Origin of the sequence: Qipengyuania gelatinilytica (assembly GCF_019711315.1) — a bacterium.
GTDB lineage: Bacteria > Pseudomonadota > Alphaproteobacteria > Sphingomonadales > Sphingomonadaceae > Qipengyuania > Qipengyuania gelatinilytica.
The window spans coordinates 166,368-181,991 of record NZ_CP081294.1 but is presented as its reverse complement, the minus strand read 5'-3'; the positions used below and the strand labels follow the sequence as shown (position 1 = coordinate 181,991).

At 62.6% G+C, this 15,624-nt stretch carries 14 protein-coding genes; 6 read left to right on the top strand and 8 right to left on the bottom strand.

The annotated features are described in order from the left end of the window. Positions 1–43: 43 nt before the first annotated feature. Both K3136_RS00910 and K3136_RS00905 read right to left on the bottom strand, forming a co-directional pair. Entirely contained in the window at positions 44–1,270 is a 1,227-nt protein-coding gene (locus tag K3136_RS00910) for a pyridoxal-dependent decarboxylase, exosortase A system-associated (RefSeq protein ID WP_221431060.1), read from the bottom strand. After that, positions 1,267–2,799 (bottom strand): acyl-CoA ligase (AMP-forming), exosortase A system-associated, encoded by a 1,533-nt coding sequence (locus tag K3136_RS00905; protein ID WP_221431059.1) that lies wholly within the window; start codon positions 2,797–2,799, stop codon positions 1,267–1,269. Before K3136_RS00905 ends, K3136_RS00910 begins: the two co-directional genes overlap by 4 nt. Before the next feature lie 177 nt (positions 2,800–2,976). On the opposite strand from K3136_RS00905, the gene K3136_RS00900 reads away from it, so the two are divergent. Further along, positions 2,977–3,234: an acyl carrier protein gene (locus K3136_RS00900; RefSeq protein WP_247711495.1), complete on the top strand. Its 258-nt coding sequence runs from the start codon at positions 2,977–2,979 to the stop codon at positions 3,232–3,234. Between the two features lie 3 nt (positions 3,235–3,237). Here K3136_RS00900 and K3136_RS00895 read toward each other — a convergent pair whose 3' ends face one another. The 6 genes from K3136_RS00895 to K3136_RS00870 all read right to left on the bottom strand — a co-directional run bounded on the left by K3136_RS00895 (position 3,238) and on the right by K3136_RS00870 (position 11,014). Then, a complete protein-coding gene (locus tag K3136_RS00895; RefSeq protein WP_221431057.1) occupies positions 3,238–4,431 on the bottom strand; it encodes a class I SAM-dependent RNA methyltransferase in 1,194 nt (397 codons plus the stop codon). Beyond that, complete coding sequence (locus tag K3136_RS00890) at positions 4,428–5,837, bottom strand: NAD(P)H-hydrate epimerase (RefSeq protein ID WP_221431056.1); 1,410 nt, start codon at positions 5,835–5,837, stop codon at positions 4,428–4,430. The genes K3136_RS00895 and K3136_RS00890 overlap by 4 nt, the downstream gene beginning before the upstream one ends. A 38-nt stretch (positions 5,838–5,875) precedes the next feature. Further along, the gene (gene ilvD / locus K3136_RS00885) at positions 5,876–7,732 is read right to left on the bottom strand and encodes a dihydroxy-acid dehydratase (protein ID WP_221431055.1); all 1,857 of its coding nucleotides are present in this window, start codon (positions 7,730–7,732) and stop codon (positions 5,876–5,878) included. 88 nt (positions 7,733–7,820) lie between these two features. Next, entirely contained in the window at positions 7,821–8,546 is a 726-nt protein-coding gene (locus K3136_RS00880; protein WP_221432168.1) for an N-formylglutamate amidohydrolase, read from the bottom strand. Beyond that, positions 8,546–9,358, bottom strand: coding sequence for a 4-(cytidine 5'-diphospho)-2-C-methyl-D-erythritol kinase (locus K3136_RS00875; RefSeq protein WP_221431054.1), 813 nt, complete (start codon positions 9,356–9,358; stop codon positions 8,546–8,548). The genes K3136_RS00880 and K3136_RS00875 overlap by 1 nt, the downstream gene beginning before the upstream one ends. Positions 9,359–9,367: 9 nt before the next feature. Then, positions 9,368–11,014, bottom strand: coding sequence for an electron transfer flavoprotein-ubiquinone oxidoreductase (locus K3136_RS00870; protein WP_221431053.1), 1,647 nt, complete (start codon positions 11,012–11,014; stop codon positions 9,368–9,370). On the opposite strand from K3136_RS00870, the gene K3136_RS00865 reads away from it, so the two are divergent. Genes K3136_RS00865 through K3136_RS00845 form a run of 5 tightly spaced genes read left to right on the top strand, consistent with a single transcriptional unit; the run spans position 10,974 to position 15,618 of the window. Continuing rightward, entirely contained in the window at positions 10,974–11,882 is a 909-nt protein-coding gene (locus K3136_RS00865; RefSeq protein WP_221431052.1) for a hypothetical protein, read from the top strand. The two genes, K3136_RS00870 and K3136_RS00865, sit on opposite strands and share 41 nt — an antisense overlap. Continuing rightward, complete coding sequence (locus K3136_RS00860; protein WP_221431051.1) at positions 11,879–13,591, top strand: lytic transglycosylase domain-containing protein; 1,713 nt, start codon at positions 11,879–11,881, stop codon at positions 13,589–13,591. Before K3136_RS00865 ends, K3136_RS00860 begins: the two co-directional genes overlap by 4 nt. A gap of 10 nt (positions 13,592–13,601) precedes the next feature. After that, positions 13,602–14,129, top strand: a complete 528-nt coding sequence (gene moaB, locus K3136_RS00855) for a molybdenum cofactor biosynthesis protein B (protein WP_221431050.1) — start codon at positions 13,602–13,604, stop codon at positions 14,127–14,129. A 42-nt stretch (positions 14,130–14,171) separates the two neighbouring features. Next, complete coding sequence (locus K3136_RS00850) at positions 14,172–15,257, top strand: PA0069 family radical SAM protein (protein ID WP_221431049.1); 1,086 nt, start codon at positions 14,172–14,174, stop codon at positions 15,255–15,257. A 49-nt stretch (positions 15,258–15,306) separates the two neighbouring features. After that, positions 15,307–15,618 carry a hypothetical protein gene (locus K3136_RS00845; RefSeq protein WP_247711390.1) on the top strand — a complete coding sequence of 104 codons (312 nt, stop codon included), beginning with the start codon at positions 15,307–15,309 and terminating at the stop codon, positions 15,616–15,618. Positions 15,619–15,624: the final 6 nt, after the last annotated feature.

Sequence of the window (15,624 nt, the reverse complement as noted above, 5' to 3'; positions counted from 1 at the left end):
GCCCGTTTACGCCCTAATTATGGTTAAAACGTTGATGAGTTTCTCATATTAGCATCTCGGCAGCCGGTCCCTGCCCGAGGAAGGCACTGGGTGACGCGCTGGCGCCATAGGCTCCAGCGCAGAAAACGGCGACGATATCATGGACTTCCGCATGCGGGAGGTGCGCCTTGTCGGCAAGCCGGTCGAGAGGCGTACACAGGCAGCCGACGACATTTGTCGTTTCGACAGGATCGGCTTCGAAACGCGTGGCAATCGCCAGCGGATAATTGCGCCGCACCACCGTGCCGAAATTTCCCGAGGCGGCAAGCTGGTGATGCAGGCCGCCATCGGTCACGAGATAGGTCTCGCCGTGGCTTTCCTTCCGATCGACGATCCGTGTGAGGTAGACCCCGGCCTCGCCGACAAGATAGCGGCCCAACTCTATGAAAAACTCTGTCTGGGCAATGTCTTGCTCATGTCTCTTGAAAAGCTTTCCAAGAGCATCACCGACCGAACCAATGTCCAGAGGCTCATCCCCGTTGAAATAGGGAATGCCGAAACCGCCGCCCATATTGAGCTTGGGCAGGCCTACGCCGGCTTCGTTCGCAAGTCGCAGGGCAAGCTCGAGGACATTCGCCTGCGTCTCGATCACCGCTTCGGCCGACAGGGCCTGGCTACCGGTGAAAATGTGCAATCCGCGCCATTCGCAGCCCGCTTCGATAATGGTTCGCGCCAGTTCGGGAACGCGCTCTGCATCAACGCCGAAAGGCTTCGCGCCGCCCCCCATCTTCATTCCCGAGCCCTTGAGCTCGAAATCCGGGTTTACGCGGATCGCAAGGCGAGGCTGCACGCCAGTTCGTTCGGCGATGTCCAGCGCGCGACGAGCCTCGTTCTCGCTTTCGAGATTAAGCGTAACGCCGGCCCTGATCGCCGCTTCGAGTTCTTCGTTCCGTTTGCCCGGTCCCGCAAAGCTGACACGCGAGCCATCGATGCCAGCATTGCGGATAAGCTCAAGCTCGCCGCCTGAGGCGATGTCCAGCCCGTCGACCAGGGGGGCGATGAAATCCAGCAGCGCGGGAAAGGGATTCGCCTTGATCGCGTAATTGATCTTGATGCGATCGGGCATGGCACTACGCAGCGAGACGATCCGGCTGGCGATCCTGTCTTTCGAATAGACGAAAAGCGGCGTGCGACCGGCCGTTTCAACGAGCTCGCTGGTCTTCCTGCCTCCGATAGCGAGTTCGCCATCGATTGCTTTGTAACCTTCGGGAATGGGTCCGAGAGGCTTCACGCCGCGATCTCCTTGGCGAGCGCCGTGCGATCGATCTTTCCGTTGGGGTTGAGCGGCATGGCATCGCGCCAATGAATCACGTGGGGCTGCATGAAATTCGGCAAATCGCGCGCGAGGGCTTTTTGCAAGTCTTTCCCGACCTCCTCAGTGCCCGAGGCGGCCCGCACGACCAGGTGGATAGCGTGGCCCAGCCTTTCATCGGGAACACCCAAAGCCACGGCTTCCGCCACAAGGCCTGTCGCCAAGGCGGCGCTTTCGATCTCTTGCGGGCTGATGCGGTTACCCGACGACTTGATCATCGCATCCCGGCGCCCGACGAAATAGAGCAAGCCGTTCTCGGCACGCATTACGCGATCGCCCGACCAGACGGCCGTGCCTCCGTAATGCGAGGCAGCAGGCGCGGGTTTGAAACGCTCGGCCGTGCGCCTCGGGTCGTTCCAATAGCCTTGTGCGACCAGCGGTCCGCAGTGGACCAGTTCCCCTTCCTGTTCCGGACCACAGACTTCTCCATTGTCGTCGATCACTAGGATTTCGGCAAAGGGAATGGCGCGTCCCATCGAGGTCGGGAACTCGTCCACCAACGCGGGGTCGAGGTAAGTCGAGCGAAACGCCTCGGTAAGACCGTACATGGGAAAAATATCCGATTGCGGTAACTTATCCTGCAAACCCGATACGATTTCGATGGTTAGCGCACCGCCCGAATTGGTCAATCGGCGCATTGACGCCACCGCTTCTGCCGGCCAGTCGACTTCGAGCAATTGCACCCAGAGCGGCGGCACAGCGGCAAGCGTTGTCACCGAGTGCTTCGCGCAAGCCTTGGCGACATCCTTCGCGAAGAGGTAATCGAGCGGGACGACCGAACCTCCGGCATACCAAGTGCTCAACAGCTGGTTCTGACCGTAGTCGAAGCTGAGGGGCAGGACAGCAAGCGTCACATCGTCTGCCCCAAGTCCGAGGTAGTGGGCGACCGACGCGGCACCCAGCCAGAGATTGGCGTGGTTCAGCATCACTCCCTTGGGGCTGCCGGTTGAACCGCTTGTGTAGAGGATTGCGACCAGGTCCTCTGGATCGTGGGAGGACGGACCGAGGTTCTCCTTAACCTCCTCGACCGAAGACCACGCCTCTTCCTCGGTAAGCAGCACGCAATCTTCCGGAGTATCGCCGTCTTCCAGCGAAGCCATTCGCGCCATTGTCGCGATCAGCATCCGGGCGCCGCAGTCGGCTAGGATATGCGCGACCTGCGCCCGCTTCAGGAGAGGGTTGATCGGAACATGCACAACCCCTGCCCGCGCGGCGGCAAGCGGCATGAAGCAGGCGAGTTCGGTCTTGGCGACCCAGCTCGCAACACGGTCGCCCTTGGACAGGTTTTGACAAAGCCAGCCCGCCAAAGCGCCGACACGGTCCCTCGCCTCTTGGAAAGTCAGGATCTTGTCCCGCAGGATGAGCGCAGGAGCATCGGCCTCCCCCCCTTCGATCAACCAGTCCAATGGACGAGGATCTGGATCGGGTACACTGCGCGCGCTGGTCATGATCATCGCTATCGTGCCTTGGTGGCCCTAGCGCAAGGCCGCTAGCCGCCTTGCGCCCCGCCAGAGGCGCCGCTAAGGGCAAGCCGCTTTGTCAGCAGGGGAAACCATTCTCGCATGAACGGCCAGACTGAAACCACCGGCCAGGACGAACCGGAGAACGCACTCGGCCTTAGCCGTATGGCGATCGACGAGAAGCTGCGCGCGATCCTCAGCGACGTCCTGTCGCTGGAAGCTGATCGCGTGGAAGAATTCGACGCCGACACCGGACTTTTCGGTCATCTGCCCGAACTGGACTCCATGGCTGTTGCAACGCTGTTCACAGAGATGGAAGACCGGCTCGACATCATCATCGAGGACGAAGACGTCGATGGCGAAATGCTGGAGACCTATGGCGGACTGCTGGCATTTGCCGAAGCGAAGTGCATCGGCCCCTGATCGTCAGCGCGTGAAGTAGCTGGTCAGCTCGACATGCGTTGACCAGCGGAACTGGCCCACAGGCCGCAGTTTCTCCAGTTTGAAGCCTGCATCGACCAGCACCTTGGCATCGCGCGCCCAGCTCGATGGATTGCAGCTGATATAGACGACCCGTGTGGCAGTACTCTGCGCGATCTGGGCGATCTGTTCGCGAGCTCCGGCGCGCGGTGGATCGAGGACGATAGCGCCGAAGCGACCGCATTCGTCAGCCGTGAGAGGGTTGCGAAACAGGTCGCGATGGAGAGTGTGGACCGGGACTCCCCTGCTGTTCGCAGCGCTCTTGCAGGACAGGTGCGCATCGCGGGCTGCTTCCACCGCCAGCGTCTTGGCAGGTCCGGCAAGCGAGAATGCGAAGGTACCGAGACCTGCAAACAGGTCGGCAATTGTCGCCGCGCCGTCTGCAAACGCCTTGGCATCCTCGACGAGAACTGCCTCGCCGTCACGGGTGGGCTGGAGGAAGGAATTTTGCGGGAACCCGACCGGAACCTGCCCCAGCGTCACAGTCACCGGATCCGGCTCCCACACCGTTTCCGCTCCGAATCCCCGATCAAGCGATAGGCGCGCAAGGCCGTGACCGCGCGCAAAGTCGAGAAGCGCCTCGGTTGCCGCGAGCCCGTCTGCACTGAAGCCCTTCAGGGAGCAGTCCACACCCTGATCGGCCAGCGTGAGCGAGACATCGATCGGACCTTTGCCTGCGTGATCGCCCAACAGAGAGCGCAATGGCTCGACCAAGGCGAAGAGCGCGGGCTCCAGGATGAGGCATTCCCGCATATCGACCACGCGGTTGCTGCGTGCCTCGCGGAAACCCAGAACCGCTCCCTTCCCTGCCTTCAGGCCATGCAAAGTCGCCCGCCGCCTCGTTCTTGGAGGCGAAAGATGGGTGGGCAGCATCTCGCCCACAGGGATTTCCTGCGATTGGGCGGCGAACGCCACTCTCTCGGTCACGAACTGGCGCAGCGCGGCTTCGTCGGCCTGCTGCAACTGGCAACCACCGCATGTGCCGAAATGGCGGCAGGGAGGCTCAACATGGTGCTCGCCCGGGACGATGGAGCCGTCCGAAGTGATGGTATCGCCTGTGACCGCGCCCGCGACGTGGCGACCGCTCTCGGTAACGCCATCGCCCTTCGCTGCGATGCGAAGGATCGTTTCTTCGCTCATAGAAAGCATTCCAGTGCCTGGTTGACGGTCCGCGCGAGTTCGCCGGCAGTGAATGCCGGCCCCGCGATATGCGCAGCTTCGCTATGAAGCCAGACGGCTTCCTCCAGTGCGCGCTGCGGGTCGCCATGCACGGCAATGCGCGACGCCGCAATCCCGGCCAGAACATCGCCCGTTCCCGCTGCGGACAGCCAGCTTGGCCCGCGGTTGAAGAACCGGACGCCTTTGCTGCCGACAAGGATACTGTCTGGGCCCTTGGCGAGGACGGTGATACCGGTTTTCTCATGCAAAGCGCGCGCGCGCTCGATCTTGCTTTCGCCTTCGATCGAGAATGCCGCGCAGAGCTGCGCCAGTTCTCCCTCATGCGGTGTCACGGCAAGCTGCGAGGTATCACCGCCTTCGATCAAGGCAGGATCAAGCAGGTGAAGGGCATCGGCGTCGAAAAGGATTGGTTTTCCCGCATCGAGCGCAGCGGAAAGCTTGCCGCGTGCCTTTGCATCGCGGCCGAGCCCCGGACCGACAAGGACCGCTGCAATCCGCTCGTCAGAAAGCGTAGCCGCAAGATCACCACCCTCGACAACAAGTTCCGCCGGCGCATCGGGATGCGAATGCTCGCTCAACAGTTTGACGTAGCCAGCCCCGCTCCGCATCGCCGCCTCTGCTGCCAGGAGCGGGGCTCCGGGCATTTCGCCGGCGACCACGGCGAGCAAGCCGCGACGATATTTGTGCGAGTCGGGCGCGGGCGGCTCGATCTGTGGCGCGGCGCTCAGCACCGGCGCGTCCTCCGCAATGTCGAGGCCGATATCCACGAGCCGCTTTACGCCCATCCCGGCCATGGCGGGCATGATGAAATGTGCCCGCTTCCATGCGCCAAGCGCAATCGTGAGATCGTAATAGAGCGAGGGGCCCAGATTTTCACCCGTGTCGCTCGCTATGCTGCTCGGGACGTCGATCGCGATCTTGTAGCCAGTGGTATCGCGCAAGTGCTCCAGCAAGGTGGCAAAAGCGCCCTCGACCTGCCGCGACAGGCCATAGCCGAAGAGGCAATCGACGTAGACTTCTGCTGCCGGGAAACCGTCGCTCGAAATCGGGGCGACGCAAGTCTCGCGCGCTTTCTTGGCCGTATCGGTTGCAGGCGGCTTTGGTGCCACGACCGAAACCGGAATGCCCGATCTGTAAAGGAAATCGGCGATGACATATCCGTCGCCGCCGTTGTTTCCGGGGCCGCACAAGACGCTGACCGTCCGACCGCCAGACATGCGAGCGACCCAGCGGGCGGCACCCTCGCCTGCGCGTTGCATCAGCTCCCATTCGGAGACACCGGAGACCATGGCTGCGTGCTCTGCCGCGGCCATCTGTTCAACGGTCAGGACCGCACCGGCGCTGCGAGAGTTCGAACTAGGGGCCATGGGAAGCGGCTGCCATGCCGCGCGCTCCCTAGCAAGAGCTACCGACGCTTGATCTGGGAAGCATCGCGAATTGCGCCGCGTGCAGCAGAGGTAGTCATCGCGGCATAGGCTTCCAGCGCCTGGCTGACCTTGCGCGGGCGCGGAGCCGATGGGGACCATGCCTTTTCACCCCTCGCGTCCATCGCAGCGCGGCGGCGTGCAAGCTCTTCGTCGCTGACCGCGAGATTGATCGTGCGCTCGGGGATCGAAATTTCGATCATGTCGCCAGTCTCTACGAGGCCGATCTCGCCGCCTTCGGCCGCTTCGGGGGAAACATGGCCGATCGATAGGCCCGAGGTACCGCCTGAAAAACGGCCGTCGGTCAGCAGGGCGCAGGCAGCACCAAGCCCCTTCGACTTGAGGTAGCTGGTGGGATAGAGCATTTCCTGCATGCCCGGTCCGCCCCGCGGTCCCTCGTAGCGGATGACCACGACATCGCCTTCTTTCACCTGCTCGGTGAGGATGGCGGTCACGGCATCGTCCTGGCTCTCGTAGACCTTGGCCGGTCCTGAGAAGGTCAGGATGCTCTCGTCGACACCAGCGGTCTTCACGATGCACCCGTCGCGGGCGATATTGCCATAAAGGACCGCTAGGCCGCCGTCCTGGCTGAAGGCGTGCTCTGCGCTGCGGATCACCCCGCTTGACCGGTCAAGATCGAGCGATTCCCAACGCGCCGACTGGCTGAAGGCGGTTTGCGTCGGCACGCCGCCGGGCGCAGCCGAGTAGAATTCGCGCACCTTGTTGTTCTGCGTGCGCCCGATATCCCAATCGTCCAGCGCATCGCCCATTGTCGGACTGTGCACGGTGGGAAGCGCCGTATGGAGCAGGCCTGCCTTCTCCAGTTCGCCGAGGATCGACATGATCCCGCCTGCGCGGTGGACGTCCTCCATGTGGACGTCGCTCTTCGCCGGGGCGACTTTCGAAAGGCACGGCACCTTGCGGCTCAGCCGGTCGATATCGGCCATGGTGAAGTCGACACCCGCCTCATGCGCGGCGGCGAGCAAATGGAGCACGGTGTTGGTCGAGCCGCCCATGGCAATATCGAGGCTCATCGCGTTCTCGAAGGCCTCGAACGTGGCGATCGAGCGCGGCAGCACGCCCTCTTCGTCCTCTTCGTAATAGCGGCGCGCCAGTGTTACCGCGAGGCGGCCAGCCCGCTCGAACAAGCCGCGACGGTCGGCGTGGGTGGCGAGCGTCGAGCCATTGCCCGGCAGCGAAAGCCCCAAGGCCTCGGTCAGGCAGTTCATCGAATTGGCCGTGAACATTCCCGAGCAACTGCCGCAGGTCGGGCAGGCGGAACGCTCGATGGCGGTCACCTCCTCGTCACTGTAGCTTTCGTCCGCCGCGGCCACCATGGCATCGACAAGGTCGAGCGCGACTTCCTTCCCCTTCATCACGACCTTGCCCGCTTCCATCGGGCCGCCGGAGACGAAAACCACCGGGATATTCAGCCGCATCGCCGCCATCAGCATGCCGGGGGTAATCTTGTCGCAGTTGGAGATGCACACCATCGCATCGGCGCAGTGCGCGTTGACCATGTATTCGACGCTGTCGGCAATGAGGTCGCGGCTGGGCAGCGAATAGAGCATCCCGTCATGACCCATGGCGATGCCGTCATCGACTGCGATTGTGTTGAATTCCTTGGCAACTCCGCCTGCTGCTTCGATTTCACGGGCGACCAGCTGTCCGAGGTCCTTCAGATGGACATGCCCCGGCACAAACTGGGTGAAGCTGTTCACCACGGCGATAATCGGCTTGCCGAAATCCTCGTCCTTCATGCCTGTGGCGCGCCACAGGCCGCGCGCGCCCGCCATGTTGCGGCCGTGGGTTGTTGTGCGTGAACGGTATTGCGGCATCGACAGTCTCTCTTTGCAGGCCTCAGGCCTAGCAGAGAGAAACGCTGGTGCTAACGTAAGATTGCTGCAGGGCCTGCCAAGGCGGGCTTTAGACCTCGAGCGCTACACGCCCCAGCACATCGGCCAGCATCACAGCCCAGCGCGCCTGGCCTGCCTTGGTATCGATCTGGTCCTGCCGGATTTCGACCGTGCAATAGGGGATGCCATTGGCCTCCGCGTGCCGGTCCATCGTGGCGTTCAGTTCCTTGCCCGAATAGGGCTGGTTGTCGCCGACATTGAGCCCCTGCTCGCCGAAAAGGCGGATAGCGTGGCGGGCCGCGCGATCGTCCTTGTTGTAGAGCAGCGAGACTTCCCAAGGACGCTCCTCGTCGCTCGTATCGAGGCTGGGCGTGAAGCTGTGCAGCGCGATCAGCATGCGCGGCTTCAGGCGCTCGATCAGCTTGCCAAGTTCGTAGTGGTAGGGGCGGTGAAAGAGGTTCAGCCGCGCCTCGACATCGGCACCGATGTTACCGGGGATGAGCTTGCCGTCGCTTTCCGTCGGCACCACGGAGCGGTCGTCCTCATTGCGATGAAGATCGCACACAAGGCGGCTGACGCAGGCGATATGCGCCGGGATGCCGTGTCGGCGCGCGAGCCGATCGGCGATGCCCTCTACCCCGATATCGACCGCGATGTGTTCGTTCAGCAGCTTGGGATCGATGCCGAGATCGATCCCGTCGGGCACGTAATTGGATGCATGATCGGCCACGCATAGCAGCCCCCCGGGACGGACTTCATCTACGGCGACCTGTCGATAGGGCAGGTTGTCGATCATCATCTCAGATTACCCTTTAACTGCCACCATCCCGGTTGGTCTGAGGCGATGCGCGCGGCGGCTTCGTCACGCGCTGAATTGCTGTCATAGAGCGCAAAGCACGTCGCGCCCGAACCGGACATACGGGCGAGAAACGGCGAAGTTCCGCGCATCATCGCCAGCACGTCGGCAATTTCGGGGCACAGCGAAATGGCCGGAGCCTCGAGGTCGTTGCGGCCCTCGATGGCGATGGTCCGTGAATTGCCATGCGGGAGAGCGCCGCGATCCTCACCGTCCCAAGCCCCAAACACGGGACCCGTTGAAAGCGGCACCCGGGGATTGACCAACAGGACCGCCATGCCCCCAAGGCTGTCATCCGCCCGCTCAAGGTCGGTCCCGGTGCCACGTCCGACGCAGGTCCGGCTTTCCACGCAGGCCGGCACATCCGCGCCCAATTTGCTTGCCCGCTCGTGCCAGTCGTCCGGCAGCCCGTAGGCTTCGCGCACAATCCGGAACACCGCACCTGCATCTGCGGACCCGCCACCCAGCCCTGCCGCGACGGGCAGGTTCTTTTCAAGTGTGAGTGCCAGCCCGTCAGCACGGGGGAGCTTGCCGAGCGCCCTCATCACGAGGTTGTCGAACGGATCGTCGAGCGCCCCTGCAAACTCGCCAACGGCCTGCAGCGTGTCCTGCTCGGCGATCCGTGCCGTCAGGACATCGCCGGCATCGACGAATGCGAAGAGCGTCTCGAGTTCATGATACCCATCCTCGCGCCGCCTGCGGACATGCAGCGCGAGGTTTATCTTGGCGTAGGCTGTCTCGCTGATGACCAAGCGGGAGGATCACATATTCGGATAGTTAGGACCGCCGCCGCCTTCGGGCGTGGTCCATTCGATGTTCTGGTTCGGGTCCTTGATGTCGCAGGTCTTGCAGTGGACGCAATTCTGCGAGTTGATCTGGAACTTGGGCTCCGCGCCCTCCTCGATGATCCATTCGTAAACGCCAGCCGGGCAATAGCGCGTCGAGGGGCCGCCGTAGACCTCCAGCTCGCTTTCGCGCTGCAGTTCGCGGTCGCAGACCTTGAGGTGGACCGGCTGATCTTCGGCATGGTTGGTGTAGCTGTACGCCACGTTGGTCAGGCGGTCGAAGCTCAGCGTGCCATCGGGCTTGGGATATTTGATCGGCGCAAAAAGGTCCGCGCGTTCGAGCATTTCGTGGTCGCGGTGGTGCTTCATGGTAATGGGCAGGCCGATTTTCAGCGTGCGCATCCACATGTCGATGCCGGCGAGAACGGTGCCGAGATCCTCGCCATATTTGGCGACGGCGGGCTGCGCGTTCTTCACCTTCTTGAGCTCGGTCGCAATCCAGCTGTCGCGCACGGCAGCATCGTATTCCATCAGCTCGGTATGCTCATGGCCAGCGGCGATGGCAGCCGCGATGCTTTCGGCAGCCAGCATGCCGCTCTTCATCGCGGTGTGCGTGCCCTTGATGCGCGGGACGTTCACGAAGCCTGCCGAACAACCGATCAGCGCGCCGCCCGGGAAGGCCAGCTTGGGCACGGACTGCCAGCCGCCTTCGTTGATGACGCGCGCGCCATAGGCCACGCGCTTGCCGCCCTTGAGGATGGCCGCGACCTCGGGGTGGTGCTTCCAGCGCTGGAATTCCTGATAGGGCGAGACGTAGGGGTTCTTGTAATCGAGCGCGGTCACGAAACCGAGCGCGACCTGTCCGTTCGCCTGGTGGTAAATGAAGCCGCCGCCCCAGGTGCCGGTCTCGCTCAGCGGCCAGCCCTGCGTGTGGATGACCTTGCCCTGTTCGTAAACCGAAGGATCGACGTCCCACAATTCCTTGATGCCAAGGCCATAGACCTGCGGCTCGCAATCGGCCTCGAGGTCGAACTTGGCTTTCATCTTCTTGGTGAGGTTACCGCGCGCGCCCTCTGCAAAGAGCGTGTATTTCGCGTGGATTTCCATGCCGGGCTGGTAATCGCCCTTGTGGCTGCCATCCTCGGCAATGCCCATATCCTGCGTCACCACGCCGGTGATCGCTCCCGCATCATTGAACAGCACTTCGGCGGCGGGGAAGCCGGGGAAGACCATCACGCCCAGCGCTTCGGCCTGTTCGGCCAGCCAGCGACAGGTGTTGCCGAGCGAGGCGGTGTAATTGCCGTCATTGCTCATGAAAGGCGGCAGGAGGAATTCGGGCAGGTCCGACTTGCCAGCTTCAGACAATACCCAGTGGTGGTTCTCGGTCACCGGCGTTTCCGCGAGCGGGCAGTCCATGTCGCGCCAGTCGGGGAAGAGCTCGTTCATCGCCTTCGGGTCGACCACGGCGCCCGACAGGATATGCGCGCCGATTTCGCTGCCCTTTTCCAGCACGACGACTTCGAGGTCCTCGTTGATTTGCTTCAACCGGATGGCCGCCGAAAGGCCGGCCGGGCCGCCGCCGATGATGACGACGTCGCAGGGCATCGATTCGCGTTCGCTCATATCTCTCTCTTTTCGTCGCTTAAGCGTTGGGATTGCCTTGATTGCTGGGCGGTTTGAGGTCAAGACCCAGGGCGGACGGAATATGATCGCAGACAAGCCGGAAACCCGCGAATTATCGCCTGCAGACGCGCTGGAAGCAGCGCTCGACTGGTGGCGCGAGGCGGGGGTCGAGGACGATTATCGCGATGAAACGACAAGCTGGCTGGCCGAGCCTGAAGAAGAGCAGGCCGTAGCGTCGCCAAAGCCGCGAAAGCTTCCCGAAGAACCCAAGCAGACACCGCTCGAACGTGCTTTCGAAGGTACTGCACAAACCGCGCAAATCGGCGGTGCACCAGCAAATTACCCCGCCACCTTGGAAAAATTTCGCGAATGGTGGATGGCGGAAAGTTCACTCTCGCTGGCCGGTGTACCACATCGTCTGCCGCCACGGGGCGTCGCAGGCGCCAAGCTGATGGTCATCGTCCCAGAACCGATGGAGGGCGACACCGAAACGCTTCTCTCCGGCGCCCCGGGTCGCTTCCTCGAAGCCGTCACCGGATCCATGGGGTTGCAGCCCCACGAGCTCTATCTCGCAAGCGCCTTGCCCGCACCTGTGTCGCTCCCAGATTGGGCCGCCATTGCCGGACAGGGAATGTCGGAAGTGACCAAGCATCATATCACGGTGGCCGCACCCCACCGCGTGCTCGTTTTCGGGCGAGCTCTCGCGCCCCTTTTCGACATCTCGCCCGACATGGCGCGCGAACCGGCCGTCGTTAAGGCAGGGGAAAACACCCTTCCCCTTATGCTCGCACCGCAATTGGCGGAGCTCGCCCGCTCCGCGCCGAGACGCCGTAATTTCTGGAACCGCTGGCTGGAATGGACTGCATGACGAAACCCCTGTTCTGGATTGTCGCAGCCGGTACCGCTCTGTGCGCGACCCCGGCCCTCGCCCAGTCCGACAGCGTCGCCTATTTTACCGCATCGCATTCCTCTGCGCTGCCCACGCTGCTTTCGACCGAAGATCGCGGCTATTACGCCTCCTTGTTCGATGCGATCGATGCGCAGAACTGGGACCGCGTCGAGGTGCTCCTTTCGCAGCGCAGCGAAGGTCCGCTGCATGGCGCTGCTCTCGCAACCTATTATCTCGACCCGAACAGCCCGCGGATCGATCTGGGTCGGATCGAGGATTGGCTACGGCGCTATCCGGACGGGTCGAGGGTCGAAGACATCGTCCGGCTTGGCGAGACTCGCGGTCTTTCCTGGCGTCCGGACCTGCCGCGCGAAAACTCGCTGACACGCCAGCAAGGTATCACCCGGCGTGTACGGCCTGCGACGGTGCGCGACGGCACCATGCCCGACAGCGTTCGCGAGGCAATCCTCGAACGGATTACCAATGACGATCCCGACGGCGCACGCCTGCTGCTTGACGGGGTGGATGCCTCATTGTCCGGCCAGGCCCGCGCAGAATGGCGCCAGCGCGTCGCCTGGAGCTACTACATCGAAAACCGCGACGCGGAGGCGTACGGCATGGCGCAGCTCGTGGGTCAGGGGAGTGGCCCCTGGGTGGCTGAAGGCCATTGGGTCGCGGGCCTGTCGGCATGGCGCCTTGGCGATTGCTCACGTGCGGCTCAGTATTTCTCCGCAAGTGCATCGGAAGCCGACAATGTCGAGTTGCGGACTGCCGCGCACTATTGGGCCGCCCGCAGCCTGATCCGGTGTCGCCAGCCACAGACGGCCGATGCTCACCTGCGTAGCGCAGCACGCTATGACGAAACGCTCTACGGCATGCTGGCAAACGAACAGTTGGGCCGCGACCTGCCGCGCAACCATACCGCTCCCGACCTGACAGCCGAGGACTGGCGCAAGCTCTCCGGACAAACCGCGGTGCGAGAAGCGGTCATGCTGGCAGAAATCGGGCGCCGCGATATCGCTGACGAAATCCTGCGCTGGCAGGTGCGCTACGGAAGTTCGCGCGATTTCGCAGCGCTGACGCGCCTTGCCCGTGCACTCGGTCTTGCCGGTGCACAGACCTTCATGGCCTACAACGCGCCGCGCGGAGAGCGATCGCCCGCCAACCTGCGCTGGCCTGTCGCCTATCATACGCCGCATGGCGGATGGCGGGTCGACCCTGCGCTCGCCTTTGCCCATGCCCTGCAGGAATCGAATTTCCGGGAACGCGTGGTCAGTCCGGCCAACGCGATCGGCCTGATGCAGATCCGCCCGATCGCGGCGCGCGAATATGCCGCCTCGATCAATATGAGCGCCAGTGCCGACCTGAAGGATCCGCGCACGAACCTCGCATTCGGACAACGCACGCTCGAGGCGCTTGCGCAGGCTGGCTACACCCGCGGTCACCTGCCCAAGGTCATGGCTGCGTATAATGCAGGCCCCACCCCGGTCGCCCGCTGGAACGACGAGATCAACGACCAGGGCGATCCGCTGCTCTGGATGGAATCGATCCCCTATTGGGAAACCCGCGGTTATGTCGCCATCGTGATGCGCAATTACTGGATGTACTTGCGCCAGGCCGATGCCGAGGCGCCCAGCCGCACCGACCTGGCCGAGAACGACTGGCCGCAATTCCCCCGTACCCGCTGAGAGGAAACCGATGGCTATCGACCAAAGCCTGACCTTCAAACCGGTCAATATCGCGCTGCTCACGATCTCCGATACCCGCAAGGCGAGCGATGATACCTCGGGTGACATCCTGGCTGAAAGGATCGTGGATGCCGGCCACACGCTGGCTGCTCGAGAAATCAGCCGCGACGACAAGAACGAGATCGCAGCCCACCTCCACCGCTGGATCGACGACGAGCAGATCGATGCGATCATCACCACCGGGGGCACGGGCCTGACCGGCCGCGATGTGACGCCCGAAGCGCTCGACCGGGTGAAGGACAAGGACATCCCCGGCTTTGGCGAACTGTTCCGCTGGCTGAGTTTCGAGACGATCGGCACCAGCACCCTCCAGAGCCGCGCCTGCGCGGTGATTGCGCGCGGGACCTATATCTTCGCTTTGCCCGGCTCGAACGGCGCGGTGAAGGATGGCTGGGACAAGATCCTCGCCCTGCAACTCGACAGCCGCCACAAGCCCTGCAACTTCGTGGAATTGATGCCGCGTTTGCGCGAGCGATAAACCCTCTGTTCCCTCCTATATGTTCCGTGTATGTTCTCATGCATGGAAAAAAGCTGTGAGTCGCCTGTCGCCGGACGGGGAGCGCAATCGCGCGCGGCCCCGACGCGCTTCGGCCTTGCCACGCGCGAGGCCGATGGCGACTGGCGCGATCATATGGAAGCTTTGGATGGCCCACCGGTAAAGCTGCGCACCCATGTGACCGAGGAAAACCCCCGGACGATCCTCAGCTTCAACCAGTCGCCCGACATCTTCTTCGACCGCTCGATCAATGCCTATCGCGGGTGCGAGCATGGGTGTGTCTACTGCTTTGCGCGCCCTACCCACGCCTATCACGATCTTTCGCCCGGGCTCGATTTCGAAACGCAGCTGTTCGCCAAACCCAACGCCGCCGAATTGCTGCGGGCAACTCTATCGAAGCCCAAATACCGGCCAAAGCCGATTGCGATGGGGACGAACACCGATCCCTACCAGCCCATCGAACGCGATTACCGGATCACCCGCTCGGTGCTGGAAGTGTGCCTCGACGCGCGGCACCCGGTTACGATCACAACCAAGTCCGACCGCGTGCTCGACGATCTCGACTTGCTCAGCGACATGGCGGAACGGCGGCTGGTGGCTGTTGCGATTTCGGTGACGAGCCTTGATCCCAAGCTGTCTGGCAAGCTCGAACCGCGCGCAGCTTCGCCCGCCAAGCGACTCGCGGCATTGCAGAAATTGGCCGACGCGGGCGTGCCGACGCATTGCTCGGTCGCGCCTGTCATCCCGGCCATCACCGACGAATTCATGGAAGAAATCGTCCAGCGCGCCGCGGCTATAGGGGTGGACAGCGTCGGCTGGATTCCGCTGCGCCTGCCGCACGAAGTCGCCCCGCTGTTCCGCGAATGGCTATCGGTCCACTACCCCGAGCGCGGCGACAAGGTGATGAGCATCGTCCAGTCGATCCGGGGCGGGAAGGACAACGACCCGAGCTTTTTCTCCCGCCTGAGGCCAACCGGCGTGTGGGCCGACCTTTTCCGCGCAAGGTTCAGACTGGCCTGCAAGCGTGCGGGACTGGGCAAGGGGAAGTTCGAACTGGATTGCACACAGTTCAGACCGCCAGCGGTGGGCGGTCAGTTGCGCTTGCTTTGATAATTCGAAAATGGATGGAAAGCGGACGTTGTGCTGGTAACATCGTGCAATGGTCGATGCGTCGAAATTACCTTCTCCTGAAGAGATGATCGCAAGATTCAAAGAGATTCGAAGCTCAAAGCGAACTGATGGATATGGCCGGTGGCTACTGCTCATCAAAGAACTTCGAGTGCGCCACAATGTCAGTATTCTCTGCGCCGAACGTATGGCCCTTGAGAACCGGCATCGACGCCGGTGGGTCGAAAAGCAAATCAACACCAATCAGCGCTGTCGAAAGTATGCCCTCGCCCACATACGCCATAATGGTGACGCAGCATTGATCGAGCGAGAAGGTGAAACTTTCAACTTCAGAGTCCGCTAACAGGTC